The following is a 21,554-nucleotide window of genomic DNA, read 5'->3' as shown; positions in this document are numbered from 1 at the left end:
GTCAATCCTTCAGGTGTCGTTCTGCGTTGCGGCCAACGTTGGCCGCAAGGCTTACAGGGTTTCGATGTTCTTGCCGGTCAGCGCGCGCTGGATGTTGCGATCCATGCGGCGCGCGGCAAACGGTTCACTGGCCTGGTTCAGCCGGTGCGAGCAGGCGTTGATGTCCTTGGTGCTTTCGGCGGCGATGGCGTCGCGCAGCGCCTGCATCGCGGCGTCCAGCGCGGCGCGTTCGCCGTCGTCGAGCAGGTCGGCGTCGCTGGCCAGCGCAACGCCGATCGCGTCCAGCAGGCTGTCGGCGTCGACCATCGCCTCGCGCAGCTTGCGCGCGTTGATGTCGTCGGCGACGTGGGCGATCGAGTCGCTCAGCATGCGCGTGATCTCGTCATCGGACAGGCCGTAGGACGGTTTCACCTCGATGCTGGCCTCGACGCCGGAGATCATCTCGCGTGCGGTCACCGCCAGCAGGCCGTCGGCGTCGACCTGGAAGGTGACGCGGATGCGCGCGGCGCCGGCCACCATCGGCGGAATGCCGCGCAGCACGAACTTGGCCAGGCTGCGGCAATCGGACACCAGTTCGCGCTCGCCCTGCAGGATGTGCACGGAGAGGGCGGTCTGGCCGTCCTTGAAGGTGGTGAATTCCTGCGCCCGCGCGATCGGGATGGTGCTGTTGCGCGGGATGATCTTCTCGGTGAGGCCGCCCATGGTTTCCAGCCCCAGCGACAGCGGGATCACGTCCAGCAGCAGCCACTCGTCGTCGCCCTTGTTGCCGGCCAGCACGTTGGCCTGGATGGCGGCGCCGAGCGCCACCACCTTGTCCGGGTCGAGGTTGGTCAGCGGCGGGGTGCCGAAGAAATCACCGACGGCTTTTTGTACCTGCGGCATGCGGGTGGCGCCGCCGACCATCACCACGCCCTTGACGTCCTCGGCGCCGATCTTGGCGTCGCGCAGCGCCTTGCGTACCGGCAGCAGCGTCTTGTCGATCAGCGTCTTGCTGATGGCGTGGAAGGTGGCCTGCGACAGTTGCAGGTCGATGGTCTGGCCGTCGGACAACAGCGCGGTGATGCGGGTGTCGGCGTGCTCGGTCAGTGCTTCCTTCGCCTCGCGGGCGCGGGTCAGCAGCAGGCGGGTGTCGTGCGCGGACAGGCCGTGCAGGCCGGCCTGTTCCAGGATCCAGCAGTAGATGCGGTGGTCGAAGTCGTCGCCGCCGAGCGAAGAGTCGCCGCTGGTGGCCAGCACCTCGAACACGCCGCGGGTCAGCGCCAGCACCGACACGTCGAAGGTGCCGCCGCCGAGGTCGTACACCACGTAGGTGCCCTCGGCGCCGTTATCCAGCCCGTAGGCGATGGCGGCAGCGGTCGGCTCGTTCAGGAGGCGCAGCACGTTGAGGCCGGCCAGACGTGCGGCGTCCTTGGTCGCCTGGCGCTGCGCGTCGTCGAAGTAGGCCGGCACGGTGATCACCGCGCCGATCAGCTCGCCGCCGAGGCTGGCCTCGGCGCGTTCACGCAGGGTCCTCAGGATGTCGGCGGACACCTCCACCGGACTCTTGTGGCCGGCGCGGGTCACCAGCTGCACCATGCCCGGCGCGTCGACGAAGCGGTACGGGCTGCGCGCCACGTCCAGCAGGTCGGCCAGGCCGCGGCCCATGAAGCGTTTCACCGACACGATGGTGTTGTTCGGGTCGCGGCTCTGTTCCGCCTGCGCCTCGAAACCGACGATGGTGCGGCCGTCGTCGCGGTAGCGCACCACCGACGGCAGCAGGCTGCGGCCGTGTTCGTCCGGCAGCACTGTGGCGGCACCGCTTTTCACGGTGGCGACCAGCGAGTTGGTGGTGCCAAGGTCGATCCCGACCGCCAGACGGTGCTGGTGCGGGGCGGCGGATAAGCCGGGTTCGGCGATTTGCAGTAGGGCCATGGCTGCTAGCTACTCTTTATTCAATGATCCGGGCTGGCCGCGGTATTGCGGCCAACCTTGGGTATGCTCAAAACAGCAACGCCTCGATGGCGTCGCCGATTTCCTGATCCAGCTTTTCCAGAAAGCGCAGCTTGCGCACCAGGAGCGCGGCGCTGGCGTGGTCGTGCTGCTCATCCAGCGCGGTACCCAGCTCGTCTTCCATCGCGCGTACGTCCTGGCGCAGCTGGCGCGACAGCCGTTCCAGCGCGTCGACGTCATGGCCGTGGCGGGCGTCCTCGATCGCTTCGCGCCATTCCATCTGCGCCATCAGGAAGGCCGGCGGCATGCTGGTGTTGGTTTCCTCGGCGGTGTCGACACCGGCCAGTCGCAGCAGGTAGCGCGCGCGCGCCAGCGGTGATTTCAGCGTCTGGTAGGCTTCGTTGACGCGGGTGGCGGCCATCAGCGCGACGCGCTTTTCGGCATCGCCGGCGCTGGCGAAACGGTCCGGATGCACCTGCGCCGCGGCGGTACGCCACAGCGTGTCCAGCGCGGCGCCGTCCAGCGCAAAGCGGCGCGGCAGGCCGAACAGGGCAAAGTGGTCCTGCTGGAAATCGGAGAACAGGTCGGCGGTCATGGAGGCTTTCTGCGGGCAACACCCGAGGCGGGCTCGGGACGCGACTGCGGCCCCTGTCAGACAGGGGCCGTCAGCACGGCAAGGAAATCAGACGTTGAAGCTCTCGCCACAACCGCATTCGTTTTTCACGTTCGGGTTGTTGAACTTGAAGCCTTCGTTGAGGCCTTCCTTGGTGTAGTCCAGCTCGGTGCCGTCAAGGTAGGCGAGGCTCTTGGCGTCGGTGAACACCTTGACGCCGAAGCTCTCGAACGCGATGTCGTCATCGCTGGCGACATCGACGAACTCCAGCTTGTAGGCCATGCCGGAACAGCCGGAAGTCTTGACGCCGAGGCGGACGCCCAGACCCTTGCCGCGCTTGGCGATAAAGTTGCTGACGTGACGGGCGGCGTTTTCGGAAAGCGTGATAGCCATAGTGCGTTTGCCTTCAGGATTAAGAGGGCGGCCACGGCCGCCCGGAATCATTTAGCGTGCTTTTGCTTGTAGTCGGCGACGGCCGCCTTGATCGCGTCTTCGGCCAGGATCGAGCAGTGGATCTTGACCGGTGGCAAGGCCAGTTCTTCGGCGATTTCGGTGTTCTTCAGCGCCATCGCCTGGTCCAGCGTCTTGCCCTTGACCCATTCGGTCACCAGCGAGCTGGAGGCAATGGCGGAGCCACAGCCGTAGGTCTTGAACTTGGCGTCTTCGATCACGCCCTGTTCGTTGACCTTGATTTGCAGCTTCATCACGTCGCCACAGGCCGGGGCGCCGACCATGCCGGTGCCGACCGATTCGTCGCCCTTGTCAAAAGCCCCCACGTTACGCGGGTTCTCGTAGTGGTCCATTACCTTGTCGCTGTATGCCATGATTTTCTCCTTGTCGATGCGGCCGGCCGGTGCAAGGTTGGCCGCATCATGCCATCTGTTAGTGTGCAGCCCATTCGATGCTGTTGAGGTCGACGCCGTCCTTGAACATCTCCCACAGCGGGGACATCTCGCGCAGCTTGCCGATCTTTTCCTGCAGCAGCTTGATCGCGTAGTCGACATCGGCTTCGGTGGTGAAGCGGCCGATGGAGAAGCGGATCGAGCTGTGCGCCAGTTCGTCGTTGCGGCCCAGTGCACGCAGCACGTAGGACGGTTCCAGCGAGGCCGAGGTACAGGCGGAGCCGGACGATACCGCCAGGTCCTTGATCGCCATGATCAGGCTTTCGCCTTCGACGAAGTTGAAGCTCACGTTCAGGTTGTGCGGCACGCGGGCGTCGATGTCGCCGTTGAGGTAGGTTTCCTCGATGCCTTGCAGGCCGGCCCACAGGCGGTCGCGCAGCATGCGGATGCGCTCGTTCTCGGCGTGCATGCTTTCACGGGCGATGCGGTAGGCTTCACCCATGCCGGCGATCTGGTGCGTGGCCAGGGTGCCGGAGCGGAAACCGCGCTCGTGGCCACCACCGTGCATCTGCGCTTCCAGGCGCACGCGCGGCTTGCGGCGGATGTACAGCGCGCCGATGCCTTTCGGGCCGTAGGTCTTGTGCGCGGAGAAGCTCATCAGGTCGACCTTGAGCTTGTCGAGGTCGATGTCGATCTTGCCGGTGGCCTGCGCCGAATCCACGTGCAGCAGGATACCGCGGCTGCGCAGCATTTCGCCGATGGCCGGGATGTCCTGGATCACGCCGATTTCGTTGTTCACGAACAGCACGGAGACCAGGATGGTGTCCGGACGCAGTGCCGCTTCCAGTGCCGCGAGGTCGAGCAGGCCGTTGTCCTGCACGTCGAGGTAGGTAACCTCGAAGCCCTGGCGTTCCAGCTCGCGCATGGTGTCCAGCGTGGCCTTGTGTTCGGTCTTCAGCGTGATCAGGTGCTTGCCCTTGCTCTTGTAGAACTGGGCGGCGCCTTTCAGCGCGAGGTTGATCGATTCGGTGGCACCGGAGGTCCACACGATTTCTTTCGGATCGCAGTTCACGAGGGCAGCGACCTGGGCGCGGGCGTTTTCCACCGCTTCCTCGGCGGTCCAGCCGTAGGCGTGGCTACGCGATGCCGGGTTGCCGAAGTTTTCGGTCAGGAACGGGATCATTACCTCCGCCACACGCGGGTCGACCGGCGTGGTCGCGGAGTAATCGAGGTAAATGGGGTGTTTCAGCTCGCTCATTACGGGTTCTCCACGAGGTCGACGGTCAGATGGTGCCGGCGAGAGGCTCGCTACAGGTGCCATTACGGCGTTGTGGGCGTTGATCTATTACTACGCAGGTTTCTTTGGCGCGCTGCGCGTCGACCAGGCTGGCCAGGCTGACCTTCGACAGGTAGTCGAAAATGGTCAGGTTCAGGTTGGTCCACAGGTCGTGTGTCATGCAGCGGTGGTTGTCGTGACAGTTCTCGCGGCCACCGCACTGGGTGGCATCCACCGATTCGTCGACCGCGACGATGATGTCGGCGACGGAGATTTCCTGCACGGTGCGCGCCAGCGTGTAGCCGCCACCGGGGCCGCGCACGCTGTCTACCAGCTGCGAGCGGCGCAGCTTGCCAAATAGTTGCTCGAGATACGACAGGGAAATGCCCTGGCGCTCGCTGATGCCGGCCAGTGTCACCGGACCGTTTGCTTCGCGCAGGGCGAGGTCCAGCATGGCTGTTACGGCAAAGCGGCCTTTGGTGGTCAAGCGCATGGTGAAAGGCTCCCTGAATAGTTGTGGCGATTATACCCTAAATCCGAGTAATTTAGTCAACTATTACGGGTCTTGGTTCCACGGGACTGTGGTATCGGGAGTGCCGTCTGGCAAGGGTTGGCCGCAAGGGCCGGGGCAGGCTAGCGCGTGATTATAACGCGCTTTGCTGCGCGTGGCCGGGATTTTTCCGCCGCGACTGGTGTATGATTCGCACAAACAATTGTTTGAATTTTAGCTGCCATAGCGCACACGCCGAAGGATTCTCTATGTATAAGGTTGTCATCAGCGGCACCGGCCTGTTTACCCCGCCCCACGCCGTCAGCAACGAGGCCCTGGTGGTGGCCTTCAACCAGTACGTCGCCGACTTCAACGCCGCCCACGCGGCGCAGATCGCCGGCGGCGAGATCGCGGCGCTGACCGAATCCAGCGCCGAATTCATCGAGAAGGCTTCCGGCATCAAGCAGCGCTACCTGATGGACGCCGCCGGCGTGCTCGACAGCCGGCGCATGGCGCCATCGCTGCCCGAGCGCGACAACGACGCGCTGTCGGTGCAGGCGGAGATGGCGGTGGCGGCGGCGCGCGAGGCGCTGGCCCGCGCCGGGCGCACGGCGGCCGACATCGACATGGTGATCGTGGCCTGCTCCAATATGCCGCGGCCGTACCCGGCGCTGTCGATCGAGGTGCAGCAGGCATTGGGCATCAGCGGCTACGCCTTCGACATGAACGTGGCCTGCTCCTCGGCCACCTTCGGCATCCAGACTGCGGTCAGCGCCATCGCCAGCGGCCAGGCGCGCGCGGTGCTGATGGTGAACCCGGAGATCTGCTCGGCGCACCTCAACTTCCGCGACCGCGACAGCCATTTCATCTTCGGCGATGCCTGCACCGCGGTGCTGCTGGAGCGTGCCGAGCTGGCCACGGCGGCACAGCGCTTCGAGGTGGTGGACTGCAAGCTGGCGACGCTGTTCTCCAACAATATCCGCAACAACTTCGGCTTCCTCAATCGTTGCGACGAGCGCGGCATCGGCGCACTGGACAAGCTGTTTGTGCAGCAGGGGCGCAAGGTATTTAAAGAGGTGTGTCCGATGGTGGGCGAACACATCGTCGCGCACCTGGACAGCCAGGCCATCCAGCCTGGCGACGTGAAGCGCTTCTGGCTGCACCAGGCCAACCTGAGCATGAACCAGCTGATTGCGCGCCGCGTGCTGGGGCGCGACGCCGATGCCACCGAGGCGCCGGTGATTCTCGACCGCTACGCCAATACCAGCTCCGCCGGCTCGGTGATCGCGCTGCACCTGCATCACGAGGACATGGTCACCGGCGAGCTTGGCGTGCTGTCGTCATTCGGTGCCGGTTACTCGGTGGGTAGCGTGATCCTGCGCAAATGCTGAGTGGCAAAATTTAAGTGTCACTAAAATGCCACAGTTTACGGTGGCATTTTTTGCGGCTTTTTTTAGTGGTTGGCGGCATGTTGCCATGGCACCAGCGCCGGGTCCTGGATCACTTTCATGGTGGCGGTGCGGAAGTCATGCACCAGAGTGGAGCGGCGGCCGGTGCTGGGGTAGGCCAGCACGTAATCGTGGGTCGCCTCGGTCTGGAATGGCTTTACGACAACGCCATGTTTCTCCCATACTTGGGCGCCAAACGGCTCGACAATGGAGACGCCGAGACCGTGCGCCACCATCGCGTAGCGGGTGTGCGAGGTGTGGGTGCGGATCGGAAACCTAGGCTTTTCAATGCCTTGCGGGAAGTACTTGTCTTCCTGTCCCTGGCTGAGCGGGCGGTTGGGTATCCAGCCGATCACGTTCTCGCCGGCGAGGTCGGCCGGGGTGATCACGTCCCTGTCGCACAGTCGGTGTCCGGCCGGCAGCGCGCACAGCACCTCGGCCTGCAGGATCGGTTCCACCTCGATGCCGGCGATCGCGGGGAAGGCGAGGCTGAGTGCGACGTCCACTTTCAGGTCCTGCAGTCGCACCAGTACCTCGGCATTGCCGACCGAGTCGATGTTGACCGGTACATCCGGCTGCATCCTGAAAAACTCTTTTAAAATCAACGGTAAAAGCGTGGTGGACAGTACCGGCATGCAGGCGACGCTCAGCGCCTGGGTCTCGTCCTTGCGGATGGTTTCGGCGGCCTTGCGCAGGCGTTCGAGGCCGAGGAAATTCTCTTCTACCGCCAGCTGGAAGCGCACCGCCGCGGTGGTTGGTTCCATGCGGCCCTTGGTGCGGTTGAACAGGCGGAAGCCGAGGTCGGCCTCCAGGTCGGCGATCAGGCGGCTGACCGCCGGCTGGGTGATGTGCATGCGCCGCGCCGCGCCCACCGTGGTGCCGGTGTCCATTAACGAGCGGAATGCCTCAATTTGGCGAAAACGGATCATGCCGCGGCCCTGGAAAAGTGAAAGCAAAATCCTATAACAAAATCACATTGATGATGATAATAACTTAGTGGATGTGATAGGTTGGCTGTGAAATACTGCGCCGCAGCCGGCAGACTTTGCCCGGTTCGCAGTTTTTTTACTTGGGCTGAGGTGTGCTTTTTCTGATGCTCCGTTGCAGCGATCGGTATAAAGTCAACTCAAACATGCTGCTGCCAGCCATACACGTAGAACGTTATCGGCTTGTTAGTTGCATGTCGTAATCGGGAAGGGCTTTGCCGCGGTCGTCCGTCAGGATGGCAGCGGAAAACGAGCGGCCCGTCAGCCCGGAACATGGAGGCGTATCAACGCCGTCATTAAAAACACAATAAGGAATAGAGAAACTATGCGAGTTGCTAAACACCTTTTGCTGGCCGCCGGTCTGACTGCCGCGGCATCCGCCGCCCAGGCTGCAGGGACCCTGATCTACTGCTCCGAAGCCAGCCCTGAGGGCTTTGATTCCGCACAATACACTGGCGGCTCTACCTTTGACGCTGCCGGTCACGCCATGTTCAACCGCCTGATCGAGTTCAAGGCCGGCTCCACCAATATCGAGCCGGGTCTGGCCGAGTCGTGGACTTCGTCGCCGGACGGCCTGACTTACACCTTCAAGCTGCGCAAGGGCGTCAAGTTCCACACGACCGAATACTTCACCCCGTCCCGCGATTTCAACGCCGATGACGTGGTGTTCAGCTTCATGCGGATGATCGACAAGAACCATCCGTTCCGCAAAGCGTACAACGTTGAATTCCCGTACGCCTCCGATACCGGCCTGGACAGCAACATCACCGCCGTCGAGAAGACCGATCCGTACACCGTGGTGTTCAAGCTGAAGGCTCCGGATGCCGACCTGCTGGCCAAGATCGCGATGCCGTTCGCGTCGATCCTGTCTGCCGAATTCGGCGACAAGCTGATGAAGGAAGGCAAGGCGTCGATGATCAACCAGCAGCCGGTCGGCACTGGTCCGTTCATCCTGAAGCGCTACCAGAAAGACGCGCAGATCCGTTATGCGGCCAACAAGCAGTACTGGAAAAAAGGCGACGTCAAGGTCGACAACCTGATTTTCGCGATCACCACCGACCCGTCGGTACGTGCGCAGAAGATGAAGGCCGGCGAATGCCAGATCATGTCCTATCCTAAGCCACAGGATCTGGCCGGCATGAAGGCTGATCCGTCGCTGAAGATGCTGTCCGCTCCGGGCTTCAACATCGGCTACCTCGCCTACAACGTTGAAAAGCCGCAACTGAAGAAGCTGGAAGTGCGCCAGGCACTGGACATGGCCATCAACCGCAAGGCGATCATCGATGCCGTGTACCAGGGCCAGGGCCAGGAAGCGGCCAACCCGTTCCCGGCATCCTTGTGGTCGTACAACAAGTCGCTGCGCAACCAGCCAACCGATATCGCCAAGGCCAAGGCCCTGCTGGCCAAGGCCGGCTACCCGAACGGCTTTGAAATCACCCTGTGGGCGATGCCGGTACAGCGTCCGTACAACCCGAACGCCAAGCTGATGGCGGAAATGATCCAGGCCGACTGGGCCAAGATCGGCGTCAAGGCCAAGATCACTTCCTACGAGTGGGGCGAATACCTCAAGCGCATGAAGAACGGCGAGCATGATGCCGGCCTGATCGGCTGGACCGGCGACTACGCCAGCCCGGACAACTTCCTCGGCGTATTGCTGACTTGCGAAGCCATCGGCGGTTCCAACTACGCGCGCTACTGCAGCAAGGCCTTCGACAAGGAAGTGCTGGGCGCCCGCAAGAGCACCGACCTGAAGCAGCGCACCGCCATGTACGCGAAGGCCCAGGAAATCTTCAAGAAAGACATGCCATGGTCGACCATCGCCCACTCGGTGGTGAACCAGCCGATGCGCAAGGAAGTGAACGGCTTCAAGATCAGCCCGTTCGGCGACTATTCCTTCAAGGGTGTTAGCGTCAAGTAAGTTCGCGGTATCGCCCGGCTGGTCCGGGTGAATGGCAAGGAGGGCGCCTTTGGCCCCTCCTTGTTCATTATCAGGCGAACGGTTTATGCAAAAGGAAAGTCGGGGCGCGGCAGCGGTGGGTTGATGTCTCGTGATTGACCTGCATCAAGGCGGTCACGGCGTGCGATCCGTAAAGTGCGTCTTGCCGTGGCGGCGATTGCATCTGGTGTAGGTGGGTGGTCAGATGCAGCTACGTCGCCCGGCACCCCTTCCGCTTTCCTTCCTGCTGTTCCCGTTCCCTGTCTCTTGCAGCAATACGTCACGCCAGTCTTGTGCGTGTACGGGAGACCTTCACATGTTTTTCTTTATCCTGCGTCGTCTTGGCGTACTGATTCCGACATTTTTCGGCATCACGCTGATTACCTTCAGCCTGATCCGCATGATCCCGGGCGATCCCATCGAAGTGATGATGGGGGAGCGTTCGCTTGACCCCGCCCTGCACGCGGCGGCGATGAAGCGTCTGGGTCTGGATCAGCCGCTGTATATCCAGTACTTCGACTACATCAGCAACCTGTTCCAGGGCAACCTGGGCGCCTCGCTGAAAACCCAGCAAAGCGTGTGGAGCGAATTCACCACCCTGTTCCCGGCGACGCTGGAACTGGCGCTGTGCGCGCTGGTGTTCGCCACCGTCTGTGGCCTGCTGGCCGGCGTGGTGGCGGCGATCAAGCGCGGCTCCATCTTCGACCACGGCGTGATGGGCATCTCGCTGACCGGCTTCTCGATGCCGATCTTCTGGTGGGGCCTGATCCTGATCATGCTGTTCTCGGTACAGCTGGGCTGGACCCCGGTTTCCGGCCGCCTCGATCTTGCCTTTGACGTGCAGCCTCAGACCGGCTTCATGCTGATCGACGCCTGGCGCGCCGAAATGGCCGATCCCGAATACAACGCCGGCGCCTTCAAGGATGCGGTGATGCACCTGATCCTGCCTGCCATCGTGCTGGGCACCATCCCGCTGGCGGTGATCGCGCGGATGACGCGCTCGTCGATGCTGGAAGTGCTGCGCGAAGACTACGTGCGCACCGCCCGCGCCAAGGGCCTGTCGCCGGCACGCGTGATCTTCATCCACACCCTGCGTAACGCGCTGATCCCGGTGCTGACCGTGATCGGGCTGCAGGTGGGCACTCTGATGGGTGGTGCGGTGCTGACCGAGACCATCTTCTCCTGGCCCGGCATCGGCAAGTGGCTGATCGACGCCATCGGCCGCCGCGACTACCCGGTGGTGCAGAACGGCATCCTGATCGTGGCCACGCTGGTGATCGTCACCAACTTCATCGTAGACATCCTGTACGGCATCGCGAACCCGCGCATCCGTCATGCCAAGTAAGAGGCGAGCAATGACATCCATTTCTACTGCGCCCGCTGCGGCGCCGCTCGAAGAGCTGGCCGCCGGCTATCCTTCGCCGCTCAAGGAGTTCTGGCAGGGCTTCTCCCACAACAAGGGCGCCGTCGCCGGGCTGGTGTTCATGTCCATCGTCGCTTTCTGTGCGCTGTTTGCGCCGTGGATCGCGCCGTATGACCCGATCGAACAGTTCCGCGACTACTTCCTGACACCGCCGGCCTGGGCCGTGGGTGGCAGCAGCCAGTTCCTGCTCGGCACCGATGAGCTTGGCCGCGACATCCTGTCGCGCCTGATCTACGGTGCGCGCCTGTCGCTGCTGATCGGTCTGGTATCGGTGGTGATGGCGCTGATTCCCGGCGTGGTGATGGGCCTGCTGGCCGCCTTCTTCCCCAAGGCGCTGGGCACCCTGATCATGCGCCTGATGGACGTGATGATGGCCTTGCCGTCGCTGCTGCTGGCGGTGGCGATCATGGCCATCCTCGGGCCAGGTCTGGTCAACGCGATGATCGCCATTGCCGTGGTGTCGCTGCCGGCCTACGTGCGGCTGACGCGTGCCTCGGCGATGACCGAACTGAACCGTGACTACGTGACCGCCTCGCGCGTTGCCGGTGCCGGCCTGTTCCGTCTGATGTTCGTCACCGTGCTGCCCAACTGCATGGCGCCGCTGATCGTGCACGCCACCATGAGCTTTTCCTCCGCCATCCTGGAAATCGCCGCCCTGGGCTTCCTCGGCCTCGGCGTACAGCCGCCGACACCGGAGTGGGGCACCATGCTGGCCTCGGCGCGTGACTACATGGACAGCGCCTGGTGGGTGGTAACCCTGCCGGGTCTGACCATCCTGGTCTCTGTGTTGTCGATCAACCTGATGGGCGACGGCCTGCGCGATGCGCTGGACCCGAAAATGAAGCGCGCGGCGTAAGGGAAAATCATGAGTCTGTTGCAAATCAAGAACCTCTCGGTCGAGTTCGGCTCCGAGAAAAACCCGTTCCGCGCCGTGGAAGGGCTGGACCTGTCGGTCGACCAGGGCGAGATTGTCGGCATCGTCGGCGAATCCGGCTCCGGCAAGTCGGTAACCATGATGGCGATGATGGGCCTGCTGGAAGGGCAGGGCCGCATCGTCGCCGATGAACTGACCTTCGACGGCAAGAACCTGCTCACCATCAGCGCGCGGGAACGCCGCAAGATCGTGGGCAAGGACATCGCCATGATCTTCCAGGACCCGATGACCTCGCTCAACCCGAGCTATACCGTCGGCTACCAGATCATGGAAGTGCTGAAGGTGCACCAGGGCCTGCGCGGCGCCGAGCTGAAGGCGCGCGCACTGGAGCTGATGGAACTGGTGGAGATTCCGGCGGCGAAGACCCGTCTCGAAGCCTACCCGCACCAGCTGTCCGGTGGTATGAGCCAGCGCGTGATGATCGCGGTGGCACTGGCCTGTAACCCCAAGCTGCTGATTGCCGATGAGCCGACCACCGCGCTGGACGTCACCATCCAGGCGCAGATCATGGACCTGCTGGTCAACCTGCAAAAAGAACGCAATATGGCACTGCTGATGATCACCCACGATCTGGCGGTGATTGCCGAGGTGGCGCACCGCGTGGCGGTGATGTACGCCGGCCAGGTAGCCGAGGAAGGCCGCGTGCCGCAGCTGTTCCGTCACCCGGTGCATCCTTATACCAACGCGCTGTTGTCCTCCATTCCGGAACACAGCAAGGGTGCACGCCGGCTGGTGACCCTGCCCGGCATCGTGCCCGGCCAGTACGACCGCCCCAGCGGTTGCCTGCTGTCGCCGCGCTGCCCGTACGTGCAGGAACGCTGCCGTGCCGAGCGCCCCGGCATCACCGCGCACGAGCATGGTGCCGTGCGTTGCTTCTACCCGCTATTCGAGAAGAAGGAGGCCCCATGAGCCAGACTGTATTGCAGGCTCGCGACCTGACCCGTCACTACGAGGTGTCGCAGGGCTTCATGAAACCGAAGGCCGTGGTCAAGGCGCTGAATGGCGTGTCGTTTGAACTGCAGGCCGGCAAGACGCTGGCGGTGGTCGGCGAATCCGGCTGCGGCAAGTCCACGCTGGCGCGGCAGCTGACGCTGATCGAGGCGCCGACCGCCGGTTCGCTGGTGCTGGACGGTGTCGACATCGCCAGCGCTGGCAAAGCCGCGCTGAAGGCACTGCGCAGCAAGGTGCAGATGGTGTTCCAGAACCCGTACGCCTCGCTCAACCCGCGGCAGAAGGTTGGCGACCAGCTGGGCGAGCCGCTGCTGATCAACACCAAGCTGACGGCGCAGCAGCGCGAGGACAAGGTTAAGGCGATGATGAAGCGCGTCGGCCTGCGCCCGGAGCACTACTACCGCTACCCGCACATGTTCTCCGGCGGCCAGCGCCAGCGCATCGCCATCGCCCGCGCCATGATGCTGCAGCCGCAGATCGTGATTGCCGACGAGCCGACCTCGGCACTGGACGTGTCGATCCAGGCGCAGGTGCTGAACCTGTTCATGGACCTGCAGGAAGAGTTCAACACCGCCTACGTGTTCATCTCGCACAACCTGGCGGTGGTGGAGCACGTCGCCGACGACCTGATGGTGATGTACCTCGGCCGCGCGGTGGAGGTGGGCAGCAAGGAGGTGATCTACGCCAAGCCGCTGCATCCCTATACCCAGGCGCTGCTGTCGGCGACACCGTCGATCTATCCGGAAGACCGCAGCATCAAGATCAAGATCCACGGCGAGCTGCCCAGCCCGCTCAATCCGCCAAGCGGCTGCGCCTTCCACAAGCGCTGCCCCTACGCGACCGATCTGTGCGGCAAGGAAGTACCGCAATTGCGCAGCCTGGAAGGCCGCGAAGTGGCGTGCCATCATGCGGAAACCATCAACGCCTGATATTCTGCAATGGAGTGCCGCACCGGCGTGATGCGTTACTGCACCGCGCCGGTGCTTTTATTTTTGCAATGCAGCAAAAATACCTTGTCCACCATCCCTAGCCACGCTACATTCCGCCATGACAAATAGTCGCAAAGGAAAGCATCAATTGAAGCGCGCCGTCTATGCCGGTAGTTTTGACCCGGTGACCAACGGGCATTTGTGGATGATTCGCGAGGCCGTGGAACTGTTTGACGAGGTGGTGGTGGCCATCGGCGTCAATCCGGAAAAACATTGCACCTTCAGCGTGGACGAGCGTCTGGACATGCTGCGTGCGGTGACGCGCGGCTTTTCCAAGCTGCGGGTCGAGGTATTCGAGAACCAGTTCCTGGTCAACTACGCGCAGAGCATTGAAGCCAACTACATCATTCGCGGCATCCGCACCGCCAGCGACTACGAGTACGAGCGCACCATGCGCTACATCAATTCCGACCTGCACGCCGACATCACCACCATCTTCCTGCTGCCGCCGCGCGAGTACGCCGAGGTATCCTCCACCATGGTCAAGGGACTGATGGGGCCGCAGGGCTGGGAACAGATGATCCGCCAGTACGTGCCGGAACCGGTATACCGCCGCCTGGTGGCCTATCATGAACGGCAGCAGGCCGCGCTGAACAACGACTAGCCGTGCGGCCAACCCTGGCCGCCACCGAGAGCTGAATAGGCGCCGGACATGTTCCGGCGTTTGGTTTTTATTGAAAAGGAAGTTGCATGGTTGACGTTTCCGCCTTTGCCAACCGGCTTGCCAAGAACTACAAGCACTACGCCAAATGGGCGCGCCGCAACGAGCTGGACGCCTGGCGCGTCTACGACCGCGACGTGCCGCAGTTTCCGCTGATCATCGATGTCTACGGCCAGCGCATCCACCTGCAGGAATACGACACCGGCTGGCAGATCGAGGAATCCGAGTACGTGGCGTGGATCGCCGCGGTGCAGCAGGCGATCAGCGACATCACCGGCGTGCCGCTGTGGAACATCGCGCTGAAGACTCGGCGCCGCCAGAAGGGCGAAAGCCAGTATGAGAAGACCGGCCGCGATGGCGAGGACTTCGTGGTGGCCGAGCAGGGGCAGCGCTTCTGGGTCAACCTCGACGCCTATCTCGACACCGGCCTGTTTCTCGATCACCGCAACACCCGCAAGCGGGTACGCGACGAGGCCGCCGGCAAGCGCTTCCTCAACCTGTTCGCCTACACCGGCAGCTTTACCGTGTATGCGGCCAACGGTGGCGCGGTCAGCAGCGAAACCGTCGACCTGTCCAATACCTACCAGGCGTGGAGCCGGCGCAATTTCGAGCTCAACGGCCTGGACCCGGCCAAGCACCAGCTGATCCGCGACGACGTGTTCCAGTATCTGGAAGACGCCGCCTTTGCCGGCAAGCAGTTCGACCTGATCGTGATGGACCCGCCCAGCTTCTCCAACTCCAAGAAGATGATGGACGAGCTGGACGTGCAGCGCGACCAGGTCAAGCTGGTCGATGGCGCGATGCGGCTGCTGGCGCCGGACGGCGTGCTGTACTTCTCCAACAACCTGCGCAGCTTTACGCTGGACGAACGCCTGATTGCCGACTACGCGGTGCAGGACATCAGCGCACAATCGGTGCCGGAGGACTTCCGTAACAAGAAGATCCACCAGTGCTGGCGGATTTGTCACAAGAAATAGCCCCCGCTACAGCAGAAGCCGTCGCCCGGCGGCATCTGCCATCGCCTCGTTTTCTGCTGAATCGCCATCATGTGGCATCGGCCTGATGAAACCCTAGTCAACAATCCGGCAACCGGAACGTTGGCCGCAAGATTTAATGCCTAACCCTGCACCGCAGGGTTAGGGTTCGACTTTGCGGGGCTACTCTGTTCTGAAGCACTTGGTGCAGCTGGCGTGAGGCCATACTCCTTCGCGTTAAACTCATCTGTACTCTTCTTGATTTCTCGAATCCACGTCTGCAGACAGGTCAAGCGAAGGGATGTTTGTTCTGCTTTTCCGCTCTCGGTAACGACATCAATTACGAATTGCTTTTGATCGTCGATCTCAAGATATTCCCCTTTCATTGTCGACTTAACCAAAGTATCGAGCCGAAGTTTCTCCGGTGGTTTCATACACGGTTCAGGTGGGGCGGGGAAAACAAGTTGACTGCGAACAAGTGGAAATCCCTTCTCTAGGCTTGCCTTGGCATTCTTGGAAAATGGAATTTCGGCATTTCGATCCAAGACTTCTACGGCCCAAGCTCTTAGTTCCTTCTCTTGACCGTTCGGATTCTCCTTGAGAATGCTTGTTGCAATTTGAACGTAGTCTTTCTTTAGCCCTTCGGTTGCAAGCTGACGTTGTACTAGGAACCCGAAGACCGCGAGGATAAGCGGTATTGCGATCGACGCAGCGATGGTGGCAATGGACTGCCATTTGGCCAGAGATGTTTGCGCCGAATCTTGCGTCTGCCGTCGGTTCTGGCGCTGTAGCGCAGTCGTCCGTAATTTCACTTTGCGACCCCTAACGTTGTAGGTAAGGGGCGCTACGCGGCGCTTTATCGCGCAGCGTCCAGAGAGCGAAGCGAACGGGGTTGAGCGTAGTGTTATGCATTTGTGACCTTGATAAACCATTTGGGCTGCATAGCATCGAAATCTTGGCGGACATTGGAAGGCAGGTAATCCGCCGAGTCCAGTACGAAAGGTTGGCCGTTGACGCGCTTGAACACAACCCAGTGCCAGAAGTTTTTACCTTCTTCCTGATGATGTTTAATGGACAACAAGGCTAGGTCGGGTAATGCATCCCAAGATTCAAATGGACTTTCATCGATGGACGTTTCCATTCCCGCGCTGAAAAGCATACGCCGGACATGCTGGGTATCCGACCACAACGATTTATCCGAGGCGTGGATACCCATAGCATTGGCCATGGCCTTCATCTCTGAATAGGTTTTACCAAGAATGTTGGCAACTGATGCTATTCCGCATCCGGTGGTTTCTTCTTGTACTACTGGCTTGAGCACTTGGCTATCCTTAATGCTAACGTGTAATAGACACCTGTTCAGGTATCTATTTCTTTGGTTGATGTGTATATCACGCCATGATATTTCGATAAATTCTTGGCGGGCAACACTTTGGCGATAGATGGACTGGCGAAGTACACAGCCAGACGGGGCTGTTTTGGTATCCGCGTCTGGCGAAACCATACTTTCGGCTGTCTATTTCGGTTGCGGCTGTGTATATCTGTTAATGGCTTTGGCATATTTCCTTGTTTTTCAGGGCTTGTGGTGGTGTCATGCCAGAAAATACACATCAGGACGGGACTGCGCAGCCGCATTTGCTCGATTTGCTGCGTGCACGTTTGCGGTTCAGGCATTACAGCCTACGTACCGAGCGTTTCTATGTGGATTGGGTACGACGATTCGTGCACTTTCACCATTTGCGCCATCCGAGCGAGATGGGGGCGGCCGAGGTCACGGCCTTCCTCACCTATCTGGCGGTAGATGGCCAGGTATCGGCATCGACACAGAACTAGGCACTGTTGGCCTTGCTGTTTTTATACCGCGAGGTGCTGGAGATTCAGCTGCCGTGGCTGGACGAGGTGGTGCGTGCCAAGCGTCCGGCGCGGCTGCCGGTGGTACTGACACAGCGTGAGGTGGCGCAGGTGGCGGGTGTGCATGCCTTGCAGCTGCGCCTGCTGTATGGCACGGGGATGCGGCTGATGGAGTGTCTGCGCTTGCGGGTGAAGGATGTGGATTTCGAGCGGTTCGCACGGTACAGGAGCTGCTCGGCCATGCCGATGTGACGACCACGATGATCTACACCCATGTGCTGAACAAGGGCGGGCGCGGCGTGGCCAGCCCGCTGGATGCCTTGTAGCCTTTGCGGCCAACCTTGTCCGCGCAGGTGGGGAGGTTCGAGCCGCTATCGTCCCGATAGAAAAATTCGATTCTCGAAAAGCTTGTGTTTGCCGGGCAAGATGCCATCTTGCAGGGTATGGATGGCCTTTGCCATCGCTTACCCTGTCAGGAAACCCGCATGAGCTACGTCAACATCACCGCTGATACCTTTAACGACACCGTCGAGGGCGACGGCATGGTGATTCTCGACTTCTGGGCGCCGTGGTGCGGCCCGTGCAAGTCGTTCGGCCCGATCTTCGAGGCGGCGGCGGAAAAACACGGCGACATCGTGTTCGCCAAGATCAACACCGAGGACGAGCAGGAGCTGGCCGCCCACTTCAAGATCCGTTCCATCCCGACGCTGATGGCGCTGAAGGACGGTATCGTGGTGTTCCACCAGGCCGGCGCGATGATGGCGCCGCAGTTCGAGCAACTGGTGCAGGCGGTACGTGATCTGGACATGGACCAGGTGCGCGCCGACATGGCCGCCCAGGACCAGGGCTGAGCGCCTGTTCATGATCTGCTGCGACTGATCTCAAGCGGGCGATACGGCGTTGAAAACGGTTTTGGAATGCTCATTGACCCCATGTCAACTCCGCTTCCCCAGCCGTTTTCGTCTTGTCTCGCGCTAGCTCGCGAGATCGTGAACACGGCTCTAAGCCGCAAGGCGGGGTGGACAGGCTGATGCGCAAGCAATCATGGTGGCTGTGGCTGCTGCTGGCGGCACCGCTGGCACAGGCGGCCTGCCCGCCGCTGCTGGATTACCGGGTGCCGCGCCTGACCGGCGGCAGCACCGACCTGTGCCAGTATCAGGACAAGACCATCGTGGTGGTCAACACCGCCAGCGAGTGCGGTTTCACGCCGCAGTTTGCCCAGCTGCAGACGCTGTGGCAGCAATACCGCAGCCGCGGCGTGGTGGTGCTCGGCTTCCCCAGCGACGATTTCTTCCAGGAACTGGAACAGTCCAAGGACATTGCCGAGTTCTGCCACAGCAATTACGGCGTCGATTTCCCGATGATGAGCCGGATCAGCGTGCGTGGCAGCAACGCGCACCCGTTCTACCAGGCGCTGGCCAGCGCGGCCGGCAGCACGCCGAAGTGGAATTTCTACAAGTACATCATCGCGCCGGGCGGCAAGTCGGTGATCGCCTTCGGCCCGCTGACGCGGCCGGATGATCCGGCCTTCCTCAAGGCGCTGCAGCAGCGGCTACCGGCCACGCCCTGAGCGCGGCGCAGGCCGGATGCACGACAGCTGCATTGTTATTCCGGCCACCGTTCCAGTACCATCCGAACTTTCCGGTGCCGTGCCGCTCTACCGCCCATGCCTGTTCCGGGTTTTCCGAGAGTCCTGTTTCCATGCTGAACCGCTTACTGCTGTGCGGCAGCCTGCTGTTGCTGGCCGCCTGTTCCACCGTTTCCACCCCGCCGACATCGTCGCCCGCCGATAGCATCCGCTACCAGCCGGCCGCGTTCAGCCAGCTACCGCAATGGGACAGCTCGCTGGCCAGCGAGAGCCTGCTGGCGCTGCGCGAAAGCTGCCGCCCGCTGGCCGGCCGCCCGCAGTGGCAGGCGGTCTGCAGCGAGGCCGCGACGCTGGATGCGGCCAACGTTGACGGCATCCGCCGCTTTTACGAGAGCCGCTTTGTGCCGTGGCAGGTCAGTGACGCCGGCAAGGACAGCGGGCTGATCACCGGCTACTACGAGCCCTTGCTGACTGGCAGCCGCCAGCGCAGCGCGCAGACGCCGTACCCGGTGTACGGCGTGCCGCAGGACTTGCTGCTGCTCGACATCAGCGCCGAGCAGCGCGCGGCGACGCAACTGGTGGCGCGCCGCAGCGGCGGCAACCGGCTGCAGGTGGTGGCGGGCAGGACCCAGCCTGGCGCCGACGAGCTGCTGGTGACGCTGGCCGATTTCGTCATCGACAGCCGTACCCGTACCCTGAAAGGGCGCCTCGACGGTAACCGCCTGCTGCCGTACTACAGCCGCGCCGAGATCAACGCCGGCAAGGGCATCGCCAGCGCACCGGTGCTGGCCTGGGTGGAGGACGAAACCGAGCTGTTCTTCCTGCAGGTGCAGGGCTCCGGCCGCATCCAGCTGGAAGACGGCAGTTTCCTGCGCGTGACCTATGCCGAGCAGAACGGCCACCCGTACAAGTCCATCGGCCGCTGGCTGATCGACCAGCAGCAGCTGACGCTGGCCGAGGCCAGCATGCAGGGCATCAAGGGCTGGCTGGAAGCCAACCCGCAGCGCCGGCGCGAGCTGTTCGACGTCAACCCGAGCTACGTGTTCTTCCGTACCCTGAACAGCAGCGGCGGCGGCCCGATCGGCGCGCTGGGCGTGCCGCTGACCGACGGCCACAGCCTGGCGGTCGATCCACGCTACATCCCGCTGGGGGCGCCGGTGTACCTGGCCACCACCTGGCCGCTGGACGGCAGCCCCAAGCCGCTGACCCGGCTGATGCACGCGCAGGACACCGGCGGTGCCATCCGCGGGGCGGTGCGCGGCGACTTCTTTTTCGGCTTCGGCACCGAGGCCGGCATGTACGCCGGCCGCATGAAGCAGCAGGGCAGGTTCTGGCTGCTGTTGCCGCGCGGCATGACCCCGGTAGCGCGTCCCTGAGCGCGTGTTCACGATCGCGCGCACTCCCGCGAACGCCGGCGAAAACGGCTGAGACCGCGGCGTTTGTCGACAGATAAACAGGCATGACGCTGCCAGCGCCGCCTCGTCGCGCCGGGAGGCGCCACCGCCGATCGTGAGCCGGCTCTGCGCCGCCACCAGATTTGAGAAAGTTTGTCACCATGACCAGTCCGACCCTGTTCCGAAGCGCCTGTCTTGCTGCCTGCGTGCTGCTTGCCGCCTGCGGCCAACCTTCCGGCGGTGGCCATGACGCCAGCGCCGCGGCCGCCGCCGCGCCGTTGCGCCAGCTGGCGCGCGGCGACGTGCTGCAGGCGCGGCTGGCGCCGGTGGCCGCCAGCCTGCCGTTTACCGCCACCCTCAACGCGCTGACCAGTATCGAGGTCGCCGCCGAGATCGACGCCAGCGTGCGCGAGGTGCTGGTGCGCGAGGGCGAAACCGTACGCCGCGGCCAGCTACTGGCGCGGCTGGACGGCGAGACGCTGCAGCAGGCGCTGGTGGAACAGCAGGCGCAGCTGGCCAACGACGAGGCACGGCTGCGGCTGGCGCGGCTGAAGCTGGACAAGCAGCGCGAGCTGTACCAGCAGGGCTTCATTTCCAAGTTGGCGTTCGACGAGGTGGACAGCGAATACCGCATCCGCGAAGGCGATGTCAACGCCCGCCGCAGCCAGCTGGCGCGCGCGCGCAAGAGCCTGGCCGATACCGCGGTGCATTCGCCGATGGACGGCGTGGTCTACGCCCGCCGCATCCAGCCGGGCGAGCAGGTCAGCCGCAACCAGAAGCTGTTCGCCATTGCCGACCTCAGCCAGCTGGAGGCGACTGCCAGTATCCCTGCACGGCAGGTGGCCCAGCTGCAGCCCGGCCAGCGCGCGCACTTCCGCGTCGAGGGTGCGACCGAGCCGTTTGCCGCGCAGCTGCTGCGCATCAACCCGGTGGCCAATGCCGGCAGCCGCACCTTCAATGCCTACCTGCGCGTCGACAACCGCGCCGGCCGGCTGCAGGCCGGCCAGTTCGTCACCGGCGAGGTGATCCTGCGTGAAATCAGCGACGCGGTGCGCCTGCCGCAGGCGGCGGTGCGCGATGCCGACGGCAGCAAGCCGTGGGTGATGCTGCTGGACGGCAACACCCTGCGCCGCCAGCCGGTCAGCATCGTGCTGCGCAACGACAGCGAGCGGGTGCTGGCGGTGCGCGGCGTCGAGCTTGGCCGCACGCTGCTGGCGGCGCCGCTGCTGGGGCTGAAACCCGGCGACCGCGTGGCGCTGCCGCGCTAAG

24 protein-coding genes are annotated in these 21,554 nt (G+C 62.8%); 14 read left to right on the top strand and 10 right to left on the bottom strand.

The features are described 5' to 3' along the window. Window positions 1–51: 51 nt before the first annotated feature. The 6 genes from hscA to iscR all read right to left on the bottom strand — a co-directional run bounded on the left by hscA (window position 52) and on the right by iscR (window position 5,153). The gene (gene hscA / locus ACG97_RS08215) at window positions 52–1,911 is read right to left on the bottom strand and encodes a Fe-S protein assembly chaperone HscA (RefSeq protein WP_047966867.1); all 1,860 of its coding nucleotides are present in this window, start codon (window positions 1,909–1,911) and stop codon (window positions 52–54) included. A 67-nt stretch (window positions 1,912–1,978) separates the two neighbouring features. Beyond that, the gene (gene hscB, locus ACG97_RS08210) at window positions 1,979–2,524 is read right to left on the bottom strand and encodes a Fe-S protein assembly co-chaperone HscB (RefSeq protein ID WP_047966866.1); all 546 of its coding nucleotides are present in this window, start codon (window positions 2,522–2,524) and stop codon (window positions 1,979–1,981) included. Between the two features lie 87 nt (window positions 2,525–2,611). After that, a complete protein-coding gene (iscA, locus tag ACG97_RS08205; RefSeq protein WP_047966865.1) occupies window positions 2,612–2,935 on the bottom strand; it encodes an iron-sulfur cluster assembly protein IscA in 324 nt (107 codons plus the stop codon). A gap of 47 nt (window positions 2,936–2,982) precedes the next feature. Next, entirely contained in the window at window positions 2,983–3,366 is a 384-nt protein-coding gene (gene iscU / locus ACG97_RS08200; protein ID WP_047966864.1) for a Fe-S cluster assembly scaffold IscU, read from the bottom strand. Window positions 3,367–3,424: 58 nt separating this feature from the next. Next, a complete protein-coding gene (locus tag ACG97_RS08195; RefSeq protein WP_202902726.1) occupies window positions 3,425–4,633 on the bottom strand; it encodes an IscS subfamily cysteine desulfurase in 1,209 nt (402 codons plus the stop codon). Window positions 4,634–4,667: 34 nt separating this feature from the next. Further along, window positions 4,668–5,153, bottom strand: a complete 486-nt coding sequence (iscR, locus tag ACG97_RS08190; RefSeq protein WP_047966862.1) for a Fe-S cluster assembly transcriptional regulator IscR — start codon at window positions 5,151–5,153, stop codon at window positions 4,668–4,670. Between the two features lie 266 nt (window positions 5,154–5,419). Between iscR and ACG97_RS08185 the strand changes: the two genes are divergently transcribed. After that, entirely contained in the window at window positions 5,420–6,541 is a 1,122-nt protein-coding gene (locus ACG97_RS08185; RefSeq protein ID WP_047966861.1) for a beta-ketoacyl-ACP synthase III, read from the top strand. 62 nt (window positions 6,542–6,603) lie between these two features. Here the strand turns inward: ACG97_RS08185 and ACG97_RS08180 are convergent, their stop codons facing one another. Further along, window positions 6,604–7,527, bottom strand: coding sequence for a LysR substrate-binding domain-containing protein (locus ACG97_RS08180; protein ID WP_047966860.1), 924 nt, complete (start codon window positions 7,525–7,527; stop codon window positions 6,604–6,606). A gap of 382 nt (window positions 7,528–7,909) precedes the next feature. Here ACG97_RS08180 and ACG97_RS08175 point away from each other — a divergent pair, with 382 nt between their 5' ends. From ACG97_RS08175 to ACG97_RS08145, 7 genes are all read left to right on the top strand, one after another. Beyond that, on the top strand, window positions 7,910–9,502 hold the full coding sequence (locus ACG97_RS08175) for an ABC transporter substrate-binding protein (RefSeq protein ID WP_047966859.1): 1,593 nt from the start codon (window positions 7,910–7,912) through the stop codon (window positions 9,500–9,502). Window positions 9,503–9,836: 334 nt separating this feature from the next. Beyond that, window positions 9,837–10,865, top strand: a complete 1,029-nt coding sequence (locus tag ACG97_RS08170) for an ABC transporter permease subunit (protein WP_047966858.1) — start codon at window positions 9,837–9,839, stop codon at window positions 10,863–10,865. A 10-nt stretch (window positions 10,866–10,875) separates the two neighbouring features. Further along, window positions 10,876–11,799, top strand: coding sequence for an ABC transporter permease subunit (locus tag ACG97_RS08165; RefSeq protein ID WP_047966857.1), 924 nt, complete (start codon window positions 10,876–10,878; stop codon window positions 11,797–11,799). Window positions 11,800–11,808: 9 nt separating this feature from the next. Next, entirely contained in the window at window positions 11,809–12,786 is a 978-nt protein-coding gene (locus ACG97_RS08160; protein ID WP_047966856.1) for an ABC transporter ATP-binding protein, read from the top strand. Beyond that, a complete protein-coding gene (locus tag ACG97_RS08155) occupies window positions 12,783–13,757 on the top strand; it encodes a peptide ABC transporter ATP-binding protein (RefSeq protein WP_047966855.1) in 975 nt (324 codons plus the stop codon). The genes ACG97_RS08160 and ACG97_RS08155 overlap by 4 nt, the downstream gene beginning before the upstream one ends. Before the next feature lie 118 nt (window positions 13,758–13,875). Then, a complete protein-coding gene (gene coaD, locus ACG97_RS08150) occupies window positions 13,876–14,421 on the top strand; it encodes a pantetheine-phosphate adenylyltransferase (RefSeq protein WP_047966854.1) in 546 nt (181 codons plus the stop codon). Window positions 14,422–14,507: 86 nt separating this feature from the next. After that, window positions 14,508–15,455, top strand: coding sequence for a class I SAM-dependent methyltransferase (locus tag ACG97_RS08145; RefSeq protein WP_047966853.1), 948 nt, complete (start codon window positions 14,508–14,510; stop codon window positions 15,453–15,455). Window positions 15,456–15,595: 140 nt separating this feature from the next. On the opposite strand, the gene ACG97_RS17580 is transcribed toward ACG97_RS08145, so the two are convergent. From ACG97_RS17580 to ACG97_RS17760, 3 genes are all read right to left on the bottom strand, one after another. Further along, a complete protein-coding gene (locus ACG97_RS17580; protein WP_156167995.1) occupies window positions 15,596–16,264 on the bottom strand; it encodes a hypothetical protein in 669 nt (222 codons plus the stop codon). Between the two features lie 92 nt (window positions 16,265–16,356). After that, on the bottom strand, window positions 16,357–16,773 hold the full coding sequence (locus ACG97_RS08140) for a hypothetical protein (RefSeq protein WP_047966852.1): 417 nt from the start codon (window positions 16,771–16,773) through the stop codon (window positions 16,357–16,359). Window positions 16,774–16,811: 38 nt separating this feature from the next. Next, complete coding sequence (locus ACG97_RS17760; RefSeq protein WP_162199003.1) at window positions 16,812–17,126, bottom strand: hypothetical protein; 315 nt, start codon at window positions 17,124–17,126, stop codon at window positions 16,812–16,814. Here ACG97_RS17760 and ACG97_RS18255 point away from each other — a divergent pair. The 6 genes from ACG97_RS18255 to ACG97_RS08115 all read left to right on the top strand — a co-directional run bounded on the left by ACG97_RS18255 (window position 17,046) and on the right by ACG97_RS08115 (window position 21,553). Next, window positions 17,046–17,285: a phage integrase N-terminal SAM-like domain-containing protein gene (locus tag ACG97_RS18255; RefSeq protein ID WP_053068113.1), complete on the top strand. Its 240-nt coding sequence runs from the start codon at window positions 17,046–17,048 to the stop codon at window positions 17,283–17,285. The two genes, ACG97_RS17760 and ACG97_RS18255, sit on opposite strands and share 81 nt — an antisense overlap. Window positions 17,286–17,297: 12 nt before the next feature. Then, window positions 17,298–17,555 (top strand): hypothetical protein, encoded by a 258-nt coding sequence (locus tag ACG97_RS18250; protein ID WP_369793035.1) that lies wholly within the window; start codon window positions 17,298–17,300, stop codon window positions 17,553–17,555. A gap of 233 nt (window positions 17,556–17,788) precedes the next feature. Next, the gene (gene trxA / locus ACG97_RS08130; protein WP_047966851.1) at window positions 17,789–18,154 is read left to right on the top strand and encodes a thioredoxin; all 366 of its coding nucleotides are present in this window, start codon (window positions 17,789–17,791) and stop codon (window positions 18,152–18,154) included. A 179-nt stretch (window positions 18,155–18,333) separates the two neighbouring features. Then, window positions 18,334–18,873 (top strand): glutathione peroxidase, encoded by a 540-nt coding sequence (locus tag ACG97_RS08125; RefSeq protein WP_047966850.1) that lies wholly within the window; start codon window positions 18,334–18,336, stop codon window positions 18,871–18,873. Between the two features lie 131 nt (window positions 18,874–19,004). Continuing rightward, complete coding sequence (locus ACG97_RS08120) at window positions 19,005–20,267, top strand: murein transglycosylase A (RefSeq protein ID WP_047966849.1); 1,263 nt, start codon at window positions 19,005–19,007, stop codon at window positions 20,265–20,267. A gap of 179 nt (window positions 20,268–20,446) precedes the next feature. Beyond that, a complete protein-coding gene (locus ACG97_RS08115) occupies window positions 20,447–21,553 on the top strand; it encodes an efflux RND transporter periplasmic adaptor subunit (RefSeq protein ID WP_053068111.1) in 1,107 nt (368 codons plus the stop codon). Window position 21,554 lies beyond the last annotated feature (1 nt).

The sequence above is a fragment of the Vogesella sp. EB genome, from assembly GCF_001037925.1.
In the GTDB taxonomy this organism is placed as follows: Bacteria; Pseudomonadota; Gammaproteobacteria; order Burkholderiales; family Chromobacteriaceae; genus Vogesella; species Vogesella indigofera.
Note: the sequence above shows the minus strand (reverse complement) of the source record. Positions and strands in the feature narration are given on the sequence as shown.

Excerpts from the sequence above, each read along its gene's own strand:
- hscA (WP_047966867.1), bottom strand. The coding sequence starts at position 1,911 with ATGGCCCTACTGCAAATCGCCGAACCCGGCTTATCCGCCGCCCCGCAC.
- hscB (WP_047966866.1), bottom strand. The coding sequence starts at position 2,524 with ATGACCGCCGACCTGTTCTCCGATTTCCAGCAGGACCACTTTGCCCTG.
- iscA (WP_047966865.1), bottom strand. The coding sequence starts at position 2,935 with ATGGCTATCACGCTTTCCGAAAACGCCGCCCGTCACGTCAGCAACTTT.
- iscU (WP_047966864.1), bottom strand. The coding sequence starts at position 3,366 with ATGGCATACAGCGACAAGGTAATGGACCACTACGAGAACCCGCGTAAC.
- iscR (WP_047966862.1), bottom strand. The coding sequence starts at position 5,153 with ATGCGCTTGACCACCAAAGGCCGCTTTGCCGTAACAGCCATGCTGGAC.
- ACG97_RS08185 (WP_047966861.1), top strand. The coding sequence starts at position 5,420 with ATGTATAAGGTTGTCATCAGCGGCACCGGCCTGTTTACCCCGCCCCAC.
- ACG97_RS08180 (WP_047966860.1), bottom strand. The coding sequence starts at position 7,527 with ATGATCCGTTTTCGCCAAATTGAGGCATTCCGCTCGTTAATGGACACC.
- ACG97_RS08175 (WP_047966859.1), top strand. The coding sequence starts at position 7,910 with ATGCGAGTTGCTAAACACCTTTTGCTGGCCGCCGGTCTGACTGCCGCG.
- ACG97_RS08170 (WP_047966858.1), top strand. The coding sequence starts at position 9,837 with ATGTTTTTCTTTATCCTGCGTCGTCTTGGCGTACTGATTCCGACATTT.
- ACG97_RS08165 (WP_047966857.1), top strand. The coding sequence starts at position 10,876 with ATGACATCCATTTCTACTGCGCCCGCTGCGGCGCCGCTCGAAGAGCTG.
- ACG97_RS08160 (WP_047966856.1), top strand. The coding sequence starts at position 11,809 with ATGAGTCTGTTGCAAATCAAGAACCTCTCGGTCGAGTTCGGCTCCGAG.
- ACG97_RS08155 (WP_047966855.1), top strand. The coding sequence starts at position 12,783 with ATGAGCCAGACTGTATTGCAGGCTCGCGACCTGACCCGTCACTACGAG.
- coaD (WP_047966854.1), top strand. The coding sequence starts at position 13,876 with ATGACAAATAGTCGCAAAGGAAAGCATCAATTGAAGCGCGCCGTCTAT.
- ACG97_RS08145 (WP_047966853.1), top strand. The coding sequence starts at position 14,508 with ATGGTTGACGTTTCCGCCTTTGCCAACCGGCTTGCCAAGAACTACAAG.
- ACG97_RS18255 (WP_053068113.1), top strand. The coding sequence starts at position 17,046 with ATGCCAGAAAATACACATCAGGACGGGACTGCGCAGCCGCATTTGCTC.
- ACG97_RS17760 (WP_162199003.1), bottom strand. The coding sequence starts at position 17,126 with ATGCCTGAACCGCAAACGTGCACGCAGCAAATCGAGCAAATGCGGCTG.
- trxA (WP_047966851.1), top strand. The coding sequence starts at position 17,789 with ATGAGCTACGTCAACATCACCGCTGATACCTTTAACGACACCGTCGAG.
- ACG97_RS08125 (WP_047966850.1), top strand. The coding sequence starts at position 18,334 with ATGCGCAAGCAATCATGGTGGCTGTGGCTGCTGCTGGCGGCACCGCTG.
- ACG97_RS08120 (WP_047966849.1), top strand. The coding sequence starts at position 19,005 with ATGCTGAACCGCTTACTGCTGTGCGGCAGCCTGCTGTTGCTGGCCGCC.
- ACG97_RS08115 (WP_053068111.1), top strand. The coding sequence starts at position 20,447 with ATGACCAGTCCGACCCTGTTCCGAAGCGCCTGTCTTGCTGCCTGCGTG.